Genomic DNA, 12,413 nt, shown 5'->3' with positions numbered 1-12,413 from the left:
TTTTGTGGATTGAATCTTCAATAGAAATGAAAGAGCAACGCTAAACATGCCAATGGCATCGTTAGCGTTGTTTTTTTTGATAGTTGACATCTATACTAAAATGTTCGAAAATATAGCTGATGTCTATGTTTGAAAATATAGGAGAGTTATACATGAGTTATAAATCAGATCGACCGTCGTTTCAAGATCGTCTTGACCATTTCGTGAATGTGCTTCGTACAGATATTATTACCGGCATAAAGCAGGAAGGCACTTATCTGCCTTCTGAGAGTGCTCTAGCTAAGCAGTTTGAGCTTAGTAATAAATCCATTCGTAAAGGTCTAGATCAGTTGGTTGAAGAGCAGCTGATTGTGAAGATTGACCGTGTCGGCAGTATGGTAACCCCGCGGGCGAAGGAATCGATAACCCTTAATTTTGGTTGTTCCATGACGTTGACAACCGATTTTCTTATCGATGAGCTCATAGCGGAGTTCAGCAAACGCAATCCCGGCATCCATATTCGACGTATTTCCTTAAACTACAGCAGCTATGTACAATCCGCTGAGGAGCTCGTATCCAACGGCTTGCTGGATGTCGTCGCGTTTAACAGTCCGCAATTCCAGGAGTGGACAGAAATGGGCTTGGCGCCTATTTTGGAGCCTCTGGATTCGGATGGTCAGCTTTATCCCATTGCAGAGGAAGCCTTTGAATTTGAGTCTCTTCAGTATGCTAGGCCAGTTTCATTCTCGCCTGTCGTTCTTTGCTACAATAAGCATCATTTTGCAGAGGCGCGTATATCAGAGCCGGACAGCTCATGGACATGGAATGACTTGATGTCTGCTTCAGAGCAGCTCTCGAAATCCAGCGGCAGACACGGCATGTACTTCTTGCCAACATCGGAGAATCGTTATTCCGTATTTCTTCTACAAGGAATGGGAAGCCGTGCTAACGACAGAAATGGTAAATGGAATCGGGAAGCACAAATGAAGGACGGGTTGGCGAAGTTAAACGAGTTAATTAGTAAACGAGATATATTCCCTAACTATTGGGCTCATGGAAATGATGAGACGATTCAGCTGTTTGCGGATGGACAGGTATCTGTCATCCTGTGTACCTACTTTAACCTGAATGAGCTTGCACATTTACCGCTGGAGTATGACATTTGTCCGCTTCCAAGCTTGCGAAGAGGTGATCCCCAAAAGACACTGCTGCTATCCATTGGGGTATCTTTGGTGAAGCATTCCAAACATAAGGAAGCAGCAAAGCGATTTGTAGATTTCCTCTCTTCAGAGACGGCGCAAAACTTGATTCGTGACAAAACGGTCAGTATACCTGCTCGTAAGGAATCTGCAGCCCGTTCATCAACGGCGAGTGTTAAACAGCCGTCTAGGTATGCCATGTTCCGAGAAATGCTGCCTTCCTTCGCACATCATCGGGATTTGGAACTGAAAATGAAGGATCTTAGAATGCTGACGAAATGGCTGAAGGAATATTGGTCAGATATGATCGATGAGAAGACATTAAATGAGAAGATAGCAGGCTTGATCTCAAATGAAGAGGCGCATAGTCAGCTAGCGCGAAAAGACTAAACGAATAAAAATAAATGCAAAAGGCTGGACAGTGTGTGCTGTCCGGCCTTTTGTGTGTGAAATGTTTTAGTTAATTAAGGTCAGGAAAGTTAGATCACCTTCATAATTTTAGATTTTAGCAGATTTAGGGTTGACGTTCTTTTTAATAGCTGTATATAATAAATACATCAGTTGTGCATCACGAACTAATTAATTATGTAAATAATTAATTAGAATGAATCAGATGTAAATCAATGTAAGCCCTTACAGAAATGAAAATGGGAAAAAAATCATTATTTTTATGTTAGATTTGTTGACATGAAATAAAAAAGGCATATATAATGATTTCAAAGTACATCAAAAGTAAATCAGATTTCAGCTTTTACTTCCTGTTTTTAGGGTTTAGGGAATCAGAGGGGAATCAGAATGCGTTTAGCATTTATGTCATATTTCATTCGAAATAGGAGGCTCCACATGGCGCGAATTTCGTTTCAGAATGTTTATAAGCAGTATGGGAAGGACGTCCAGCCTGTTGTAACGGACTTCAATCTAGAAATAGAGGATAAAGAGTTTATGGTATTTGTCGGACCGTCAGGCTGCGGGAAGTCAACGACACTCAGGATGATTGCAGGGCTTGAGGATATTTCGAAGGGCGACATCTTTATCGATGACGTACTCGTGAATGATCTTCCGCCGAAAGAACGTGATATCGCTATGGTCTTTCAAAACTATGCGTTATACCCGAATATGTCTGTATTTGAAAATATAGCTTTCGGTCTCCGACTTAGAAAAACGCCGAAGCATGAAATTGATATCGGAGTTAGGAAAGTGTCCCGTCTTCTAGAAATTGAACGATTTCTTGGAAGAAAGCCTAGAAATCTATCGGGTGGCCAACGTCAGCGTGTAGCGCTTGGACGCGCAATCGTTCGCAATCCGCAAGTGTTTCTAATGGATGAGCCGCTCTCTAATCTTGATGCTAAGCTTCGTGTGCAAATGAGGACAGAAATTATTAAGCTGCATAAGCAGCTTGGGGTAACGATGATATATGTCACGCATGATCAGACCGAAGCTATGACAATGGGGACTCGGATCGTTGTCATGAAGGATGGCTTTATCCAGCAGGTTGATACTCCGGAGCAAATCTACAATAATCCGGCGAATATGTTCGTGGCTAGCTTTATCGGTTCTCCTCCGATCAATTTTATCGAAGGGAAATTAGAAGAAACAGCAGGGCAGCTGGCATTTCATTCTAAGAGAATCAGCTTGACGTTGACAGAAGAGATTGGAAATCGGTTGAAGAGAAATGAAGTGAAACTGGGGCGAAAAATCGTTCTTGGCATTCGTCCTGAAAATATTAGTGTCACAGGCACCGTTACGGAAACTCGCTTAGGGGACGCCCCTACAGGAAAATACAAGCTAAGCGAACTGATGGGTGCAGATCGCTTTCTCTATTTGGATATAGGTGAGCCGACAAATTTGATTGTACGTACAGCACCGCGAAATTTTTATGAGGATGATGAACGTATACAACTCGCCTTCGATATGAGCAGCTCTCTTTTCTTTGATGTGGATACCGGACAAAGGCTTGATTAGGAAGGAGATGTCGGACTTGAAGATTTACCGTAAATCAAGGAAATGGCTGCAAATGATATGCGTTATGCTGTCGCTTGTGATGGTCAGCGGTCTTGTTACCGCTGCAGGGAACGAAGAAGCGAAGGCGGCGAACGACAGCTCTAGCACTACAAGCCTGAGCGCAACCGACAGCGCTAAGAAGCCAAATGATGCTGACGGATTTGAGCCTTACTATAGGGATGTTTTGGCTGAATGGCGTAGTCAGGGATTTCAGGCAGCCAAAACGGAGGAAATCACGATTAAAGGCGATTCCTTCTCCGCTCTATCCGAAAACTCACAAGCAATCGTTGACAGCTACGCTGGCAAAAGTGGTGTGCTTGTATGGAGAAGCGAGAAAGAAAACTGGGTCGAATACGAGCTACAAGTGCCGGCCTCAGGACTTTATAGTATGAATTTGAATTATTATCCGTATGATGCCCCGGATGCGGCTGTTCCGACACGCCGTTCTGCCGTATTGTCTGTTGAGGTGGACGGAAATCATCCTTATCGCGAAGCAAGATCGGTATCCTTTCGCCGACTATTCGCTGATGAAATGCCAATTAAGCAAGATGAGAATGGCGACGATATTCGCCCGCAAACGAAATTGCTTACGGATTGGTTATCCGTACCTTTCCAAGATTCGCAAGGAGCGTACTCGGAGCCGCTTCAATGGTATTTAACAGCGGGTACGCACAAGCTTCGCCTGAGCAGTTCGGATTCTATAGCGATTGATGCTATCGTTCTTTCCTCGCCGGAGCTGCTTCCTACATATGAGCAATATAGCACGGGAGAGAAGAATGAACCGCAATCGGATGAAGTTCAAATTATTCAAGCTGAGCAAATGACAAGCAAGAATGATGTTAGCATTCAAATTGCTTCCGATAGCGATCCATTAACCGTCCCTCATGCAGACGGCAAAGATACTTTTAATACAGTAGGCGGGGAGCGCTGGAAAGACGGCGGTCAAACGATAAACTGGACGTTTACCGCGCCTGCGGATGGTCATTACAAAATCGGTATGCGCGCCTATCAGGGCTACAGCTCTAATATGACGGTATTCCGCATGATTGCCATTGACGGCAAAGTGCCTTTTCAACAACTTCTTGCCTATCCGTTCCGATATTCACCGAGCTGGCAGGGCGTTGTTTTGGGTGAACAGGACGGCGACCCTTATGAGATTTATCTGACTGCGGGTGAGCATGTATTGTCGATGACCTCTACGATAGCTCCCTTCCAGCCCGTTATCGTAAGCAGCGATAAAGTTCTATCAGAACTTAAGTCGGTTTCTGAGGAGCTTCGCTCCATGACTGGTGGGGTTGTCGACAATAACCGTACATGGAATATCGTTCAAGACTATGCAGAGCTTCCGAAGAAGCTTGAGGTGATTCGTGATGAGCTTCAGTTGATGGCAGAACAAATGAAAGAAGCAAATGGACGCAGAGATAATGTGCTGCAAACGATTGAGAGTGCGGCAGACGATATTGCACGCATTGTAAAATACCCGAATGAAATCCCGTATCATATCGACCGTGTATCCTCTCTTTATGAAAATATAGGAAGTATTCGGACTTCACTTGCAATATCGTCCTTGAAGCTGGATCAGATTTATGTAGCACCTATACAGACTAAATTCCCGAGAATGAAAGCGAAATTCTTTCAATCGATTACAGGCAGCGTCAAAAACTTTTTCTATTCCTTCCAAAGGAAGAATGCAATAAGCGCAGTTGATGATAATGTGCTTCAAATATGGGTCAACCGTGGACGGGATTATGTAAATGAGCTGCAGCAATTAGCGGATCAGCAGTTTACTCCGCAATATGGCATTAAGGTAAATGTGAACCTGCTGCCCAATGAGCAGATGCTTATTTTAAGTAATGCAGCAGGCTTGTCGCCAGATCTAGCGCTTGGACTGACGCAAGATAAACCGGTAGATTTTGCGATGCGAAATGCACTAGTGGATCTCTCTCAGTTTGCGGATTTTGACCAGCTGGCAAGCACTTACGCGCCAGGTTCAACGATTCCTTACTATTATAATGGAGGCTATTACGGGCTCCCGGAAACACAGTCCTTTAAGGTTTTATTTTATCGCAAGGATATTCTGAAGAAGCTGGGCATTGAAGTGCCTAATACGTGGAATCAGGTTTATGAGCTGCTGCCTACGCTGCAGCAGGGCGGTTATAACTTTTATGTTCCGACGAATGATTTTCCAACCTTTTTCTATCAAAATGGCAGCAGCTTCTTCAAGGAAAACGGCTTGTCCTCCGATCTGAATTCGCCAGAGTCATTCAACGCATTCAAGCAATGGACGGATTTATTCAATATTTATGGTCTTGAGCGCGAGGTTCCGAGCTTCTACCAGCATTTCCGTCAAGGCGATATGCCAATAGGAATAGCGGACTTCAACAACTATATTCAGCTGGTCGTTGCAGCACCAGAGCTTGCAGGCTGGTGGGGGATTGCTCCGCTTCCTGGCATTGAGAAAAGCGATGGAACAGTAGAACGCTGGGCTTCCGGCGGACAGACAGCAGGCGTTATTTTCAAAAAGTCTGATAAGAAGGAAGAATCTTGGGCGTTTATGAAATGGTGGTTGTCCTCGGATATACAGGAGCAGTATGGCTCCAACTTGGAATCCTTTAACGGGGCGCAGTTCCGCTGGAATACAGCCAATATTGATGCATTTAGCCGTCTTCCATGGGTGAAAGAGGATTTAAAGGTCATTTTGGAGCAGTGGAGATGGTATCGTGAGCTTCCTTATTTACCTGGTTCCTATTACTTGGTCAGAGAATTGAACAATGCTTGGAATCGTACGGTAGTGGATGGGATGAACTTCCGAGAATCATTGGAGCAGGGCATGCTTAACGTTGATCGGGAAATGCTACGCAAGACACGCGAGTTTGGATTTGTTGATGATCAGAATAAGGTCATTCGCTCGCTGGATTTACCGCAAATAAATGAGCCGTGGAAGGGAGTCGACAGGTATGTCACAGATTGAAGCCGTTAATGAGAAAGACAGCATGTTCGAGCCTGTCGGACGCCCTCCTTCGAAAATCAAAAATGTTATGAATCGTGTGTGGAAGTTTAGATTGTCCTATTTATTTATCGCACCTTTCTTCCTATGTTTCACAGCCTTCATATTTATTCCTGTCGTGCTGGCTATTGTTCTTAGCTTCACCTATTACAACGCAATCGAGCCGCCGCGATTCATAGGCTGGCAGAACTTTCAATATATGCTGTCGCAAGATTTGATCTTCCTGCAGTATGCGCTGCCCAATACGATCAAATTTGCATTAATCGTAGGACCAGGCGGCTACATCGCATCATTTGTTCTAGCGTGGCTGATCTCCCAGCTGCCGAAGATGATGAGAACATGGTATGCACTAGCTATTTATACACCTTCTTTAACCGTTGGTATTGCAATGAGTATCGTATGGCTGCCGTTATTGACAGGTGACCGCGTCGGTTATCTGAACAGCATTCTACTTAATCTCGGCTTTATTGAAGAACCGCATCTGTGGGTGACGGATAAAGCTTACTTGATGAATTCCATGATCGTTGTAACCATGTGGTCGAGTATGGGTGTTGGATTCCTGGCGATGCTGGCAGGTATTCAAAACGTTAACCCGGAGCTATATGAAGCGGCACGTATTGATGGCATGAAGAGCCGTCTGCAAGAAATATGGTATGTAACGATTCCTTCAATGAAACCGCAAATGCTATTCGGCGCTGTTATGGCTATAGTAGGTACCTTTAAAGCAGGACAAATCGGAATTGAACTTTCTGGTCAAAATCCTACGCCGCAATATGCGGGAACTCTCCTTGTTACCCACATTCAGGATTATGGAGAGGTTCGATTTGAGATGGGCTATGCCGCTTCCTTATCGGTATTTCTACTTATCGTCATGTACTTGTCCAATAGACTAGGTTGGCGGTTGTTCGGTCCGAAGGAGGGTGAATAAATTGTTCAGACGTCTAAGACTAAATCGGACAGACCATTTTCAGAAGCTGCTGTTTGTGCTGCTCACAGCGCTCGCCATTTTCATGCTGCTGCCGCTAGTCTATATTTTCAATCATTCCTTGAAGCCGTTTAACGAGCTGTTCGTTTATCCGCCGCGTGTTCTTGTGAATCAACCAACGCTGCAGAATTTTATCGAATTGTTCACCGTAACGAGCTCATCCATTATACCGGTTACCCGTTATTTGTTTAACAGTATCATGATGTCTATCGCTGCTGTAATTGGTATAACGCTGATGAGTGCGCTTTGTGCTTATCCGATTTCCAAGCATAAATTTCCGGGACATCAAGCTTTCTTTGCTATTATTCTCATTTCGCTTATGTTTGCACCGGAGACAGTTGCTATTCCGCGCTATTTGGTCGCCGTTGAGCTGGGTATTATGAATACGTATTGGGGGCATATCCTGCCGCTCATGGCTGCACCTGTAAGTGTCTTTCTAATGAAGCAATTTATTGATCAGGTCCCAGATGAGCTGCTTGAGGCGGCGAAAATAGACGGTGCTAGAGAAATAACTATTTTTGCTCGAATCGTTATGCCAATCTGTGTTCCGGCAGTTGCGACTGTTGCCATACTGGCATTTCAGGCGGCATGGGGCAATGTAGAAACGTCCACGCTGTACATGCAGGATGAGGCGATGAAGACGTTCCCGTTTTTCCTAACAACGTTGACAAATGGCTTGGCAAACAGTGTGTCGAGGCAAGGTGCCGCAGCTGCTGCTGCTGTTGTACTTTTCCTGCCGAATCTTATTATTTTTATGCTGTTCCAGCGCAAGGTCATCGATACAATGGCGCATTCGGGAATCAAATAACATGGATCGCAGAAGGGGGGGACAGACTTTGAAGGGAAAGCATTTGCGCCTATTGTCCGGTCTGCTCATGTTCCTGTCGATTATGCTTATCATGCCGCAGAATGCAGCAGCAGGGGTACCCTATGGTACGAATTCCAAGGATGCCGGAGGGCAATTCATTTGGACACAACCGGCTTATTATTCTTCGACAGTGCTTGGCAATAATTTGACGATTGAGGGCGGAGAGGGTGCTGGGGCTAATCAGCCGTCGCCGCTAAAAGGACCGCAGGATATCTTTATTGACAGCAATGATCATTTGTATATTGCAGATACAGGCAATAATCGAATTGTGGAGCTGCGGGGGGACGGGAAATTCGTTCGTTATTTAAATAGTAAGGAAAGTCCGCTTAAGGGACCTCGCGGGCTATTCGTAACCGATGCAGGTGAAATCTACATCGCGGATACAGGCAATCAACGAATTGTGAAGCTGGATAAGGATGGCGAATTCGTGAAAGAATTCAAGCGTCCTGGGTCCAGAATGATTCCAGAAACGTATAAGTTTGATCCCGTAAGACTGATTGTTGATAAACGCGGTTATTTGTACATTGTGACGGTTGGCGGTTATCAAGGTCTGCTGCAGCTTGATCCAGAAGGAGAGTTCCAAAGCTTCTATGGGGCAAATAGAGCTTCGTTCTCAGCGCTTGATGCATTTAAGAAAACTTTTTTCACGAAAAAGATGTATGAGCGTGAGCTGAGGAAGGTGCCAGGAACTATCAGCAGCGTCGCGGTCGATAAAGATGGTTTTATTTATACGACAACAGCAGGCAAGGATGTTACTTCCAATCAAATTAAGAAGCTGAATATACGGGGCATGAACATGCTCAGCGGGAGTGACAGCTATTCTTCTCGATCGAATAATTATGGAGAGGTGCTTCCTTCAGCGCAAAAAAAAGATGCGGGTAAACCCGTATTATCGCAGCTTACCGACGTGACGATTGATTCACGCGGCAATATGACAGGGATTGATTCTGTCTATCAATATATTAGTCAATATGATGCGAATGGAAATCTATTGTTCTTTTGGGGAGGACCTTCTAAAAGCACGGCTTCTCAACTTGGGTTGTTGAAAAGTGCGGTTGCAATTGATTCTGACTCCAAGAATAATCTTTATGTTCTTGATGGTCAGGAGGGTCTAATTCAGAAGCTAGTACCGACGGAATTTGGCACATACGTGAATGAGGCAAATTACTTAACCCAGCAAGGACGTTATGAGGATAGTGAAGAGCTTTGGTCGAAGGTGCTGCATCTGAATAATGCTTTCACACCAGCCTATCTAGGTTTGGGGAAAGCGGCTTATAAGAAAGGTGATTATAAGCTGGCTATGGCGTATTTTGAGCAAGGCGGCTACAAGTCTGGCTATTCTCAAGCGTTCTGGCAGCTCAGATTGCAATGGTTCCAATCGCGCTTCTCTGATTTTGCGACAGCAGGAATCATTATCTTAGTTGGATTATGGCTTGCGAACAAGCTCTCCAAACGTTTCTCATGGCGGAAGAACAGGAGAAATCGCAAGCAGAGTGAAAACCCTTTTATCGTACAGTTCAAGCATTTATTTTATATTATTCGTCATCCGCTAGACGGATTTACAGCTATTCGTTATGAGAACAAAGGAAGCTATATCAGCGGTGTGATTATCCTTGGTCTTGTTTTTGGCGCATTGGCTATTTCTAATCGCTATACCAGCTTTACCTTTAACACGGTAGATATTTACCGCTTCAATCCCATCATTCTCTTTATTCAATTTATGGCATTATGGCTTGGATGGGTTATTTGCAACTACTTGGTCAGCTCGATTTATCGGGGTGAGGGACGGTTCAAGGATGTATTTATTGCAAGCAGCTATGCGTTGCTGCCGATTATTTTGGTAGGCTTGCCGCTGGCACAGCTATCTAATATTCTAACTTTTTCAGAGATTTCAATCTACTCCTTCCTTCAGAATGGCATGGTTGTATGGATTGTACTGTTGTTCTTCTGGAGTATTCAAGCTCTTCAAAACTATTCGGTATGGGAAACGATCGGAAACATATTTTGGAGCTTATTCGCGTTCGCGATTCTCATCATTCTCGTCTTGATCGTGTTTGGTCTTTCAAGTGATTTAAGATCGTTCATCATAGAAATCTATCAGGAGGCGAGGCTGCGATGACGAAGGGGTTCAAAATTCGAATCCGCTATCGGTTTCGCTGGTCGCATGCGGCCGCAGCTATCATTATTATTTTACTTGGATCTTACGTCGCAACCCATTTGAAGGTAAATACACTGCAAGTAGATTCGGAGAAACCAGCTGCGCCGCAAAGCACAGCCAAGACCCCGGCTAAAGGGGGTAGTGAATTACCAGATGCGGAGCAGTTTAAAGAGGCTGCAGAGAGCGATTCCTATCGGTTATTGCTAGACGAGAAGTCTGGTCATTTCATCGTAAAGAGCAAGGTGAGCGATGCAATCTGGTATTCATATCCCGATCCAACCGTGTGGAAAGAGGAAACGATTAGCGGCAACTGGCGATTAAATCTTCGTTCACCCATTATGATTCAATATATCGACCTTAGCGTCAACAATCCGAAGCCAAAGGAAACGAACTTTCTAAAGGATGGCGGGCAAATATCGGATATTGAGATTCTGCCTAACGGTTTCAAGCTCGTATTCAATTTCCCTGCGCTGCAATTTTCTATTCCTGTGAACGTCCTAATCAATGGGGATAAAGTGACTACGACAATTGATGAAGCGGAGATGAAGGAGGGAGCATTCAGTATACTATCGCTCCGATTGTATCCGTTTTTTGGAGCCAAAACGTCCTCGGATAAGGATGGATACCTGTTCATTCCTGACGGATCAGGCGCTTTGATTGATTTTAAGCCTAGTCAATCCAATGGTGTCTACTTGTTTCAGGAGCGGATCTATGGGAATGATCTCTCGTTTGCGATTGATCCGGATTATTCAAGGGAACAGGTTGTTATGCCGGTTTATGGCATTAAGACGGGCAGTAAAGGGCTTCTTGCGGTTGTCTCGGAAGGCGCTGCTTTTGGCGAGATTCTCGCATCGCCCTCTGGTGTATTCAGCAGCTATAACTGGATTACCTCTCAAACGCATTTCCGATCCTCCTACAAGCTGGTGACGAATAAAGATACGGACAGCTATTTCGTTACTTACAGCGATACGGAGCGCTTCCATGGCAACAGGTCTACGGACTATTATTTGCTGGAAGGTGATGCGGCTACCTACACAGGCATGGCGAAACGTTACCGCCAGCATCTTATTGACGAAGAGGGTATGTCCAAGCTGAAGATAGATTCGGATGAGCTGCCAATGAATGTTGCTCTAATCGGCGCTGACATTGATAAGGGCTTTGTACTGGATAAGTACATCAAGCAGACGACTACAACAGATGCGAAGGATATCATTCAGCAGCTTCATGATCAAGGAATCAACAATATGAGTGTCAGCTACTTAGGCTGGCAAAAGGACGGCTACAGCACATTAGGCGCTTGGCCCCCTGTTGATAAAAGAATCGGCGGAAATAAAGGCATGAAATCTTTTGTTGAATTTGCTCATTCGCTTGATATTCCTGTCTATCTTCGTACGAATCTCGCCTATAACTCAAATGGGGATGGAGGATTCAGCAGCCGCCGAGACGGCATTCGTAATTTAGGTGGAACGATCGTGAATGAGGGGCTGCCGTATGTGAGTCTGAAGTATTTGGAGAAAACGATGGGAAAATCACTGAAGGCATATAAGAAGCTTGGTGTCGATGGGCTAGAGGTTGAAGGATTAGGGGCTATGCTCTTAAGTGATTACAATAGCCGCTATGAGGCGAGTAGAGAAGAGAGCATCACACTTCAGAATAACATTTTCAATGAGATCAAGGAGTCTCTTGGCTCTGTTGCAAGTGTCAGCTCCAATTTCTACGGCATTGCTCATGTAGATCGTGCAGCTCAAATCAGTGATGATTACTCTTATGATTTGTTCTCCAGCCAATCGGTTCCGTTCACTGCTATTGCATTGCATGGGCTGATTCCCTATACGACTAACTATTCCAATAATCGTGATGAGCCTGTTCGGGAATGGCTGAAGGCGATTGAGTCAGGGGCGTTTCCGTCCTATATCTTCTCGGCGGAGTCATCCGATAAAAACAAATATTCAGACGGACTTTACAATTATTACAGTACGGACTTCTCAGAATGGAAAGATAAAGCGATCGCGGAATACAAGGAGTTCAATAAAGTGCTTGGCGATGTGCAGGGGCAGTTTATTGTTGATCACCAAATATTGAACGATGAAGTTCGTATGACGGTGTATGAGAACAATAAAAAAATTATTGTGAATTACAGCAGTGAGCCTTATTCCTACAATGGAATAACAGTTGATTCGCTGAGCTATCTGGTCATTGAAGGAGGGGTGTAGACG

At 44.6% G+C, this 12,413-nt stretch carries 7 protein-coding genes; all 7 read left to right on the top strand.

Annotation, left to right across the window (positions count from 1 at the left end; genetic code table 11):
* Positions 1 to 152 precede the first annotated feature (152 nt).
* The 7 genes from AC0YOD_RS25565 to AC0YOD_RS25535 all read left to right on the top strand — a co-directional run bounded on the left by AC0YOD_RS25565 (position 153) and on the right by AC0YOD_RS25535 (position 12,410).
* Positions 153 to 1,568, top strand: a complete 1,416-nt coding sequence (locus AC0YOD_RS25565) for an ABC transporter substrate-binding protein (RefSeq protein WP_475802169.1) — start codon at positions 153 to 155, stop codon at positions 1,566 to 1,568.
* Between the two features lie 453 nt (positions 1,569 to 2,021).
* Positions 2,022 to 3,140, top strand: coding sequence for an ABC transporter ATP-binding protein (locus tag AC0YOD_RS25560; RefSeq protein ID WP_475802168.1), 1,119 nt, complete (start codon positions 2,022 to 2,024; stop codon positions 3,138 to 3,140).
* Between the two features lie 16 nt (positions 3,141 to 3,156).
* On the top strand, positions 3,157 to 6,150 hold the full coding sequence (locus tag AC0YOD_RS25555; RefSeq protein WP_475802167.1) for an extracellular solute-binding protein: 2,994 nt from the start codon (positions 3,157 to 3,159) through the stop codon (positions 6,148 to 6,150).
* A 67-nt stretch (positions 6,151 to 6,217) separates the two neighbouring features.
* The gene (locus tag AC0YOD_RS25550; protein ID WP_475802220.1) at positions 6,218 to 7,114 is read left to right on the top strand and encodes a carbohydrate ABC transporter permease; all 897 of its coding nucleotides are present in this window, start codon (positions 6,218 to 6,220) and stop codon (positions 7,112 to 7,114) included.
* 1 nt (position 7,115) lies between these two features.
* The gene (locus tag AC0YOD_RS25545) at positions 7,116 to 7,979 is read left to right on the top strand and encodes a carbohydrate ABC transporter permease (RefSeq protein ID WP_475802166.1); all 864 of its coding nucleotides are present in this window, start codon (positions 7,116 to 7,118) and stop codon (positions 7,977 to 7,979) included.
* A gap of 28 nt (positions 7,980 to 8,007) precedes the next feature.
* On the top strand, positions 8,008 to 10,158 hold the full coding sequence (locus AC0YOD_RS25540; RefSeq protein WP_475802165.1) for a YIP1 family protein: 2,151 nt from the start codon (positions 8,008 to 8,010) through the stop codon (positions 10,156 to 10,158).
* Entirely contained in the window at positions 10,155 to 12,410 is a 2,256-nt protein-coding gene (locus AC0YOD_RS25535; RefSeq protein WP_475802164.1) for a DUF5696 domain-containing protein, read from the top strand. The genes AC0YOD_RS25540 and AC0YOD_RS25535 overlap by 4 nt, the downstream gene beginning before the upstream one ends.
* The last annotated feature ends 3 nt before the right edge of the window (positions 12,411 to 12,413 follow it).

The sequence above is a fragment of the Paenibacillus sp. J31P13 genome, from assembly GCF_056269295.1.
The sequence above is the reverse complement of the archived record's forward strand: the minus strand, read 5'-3'. Positions and strand labels throughout refer to the sequence as shown.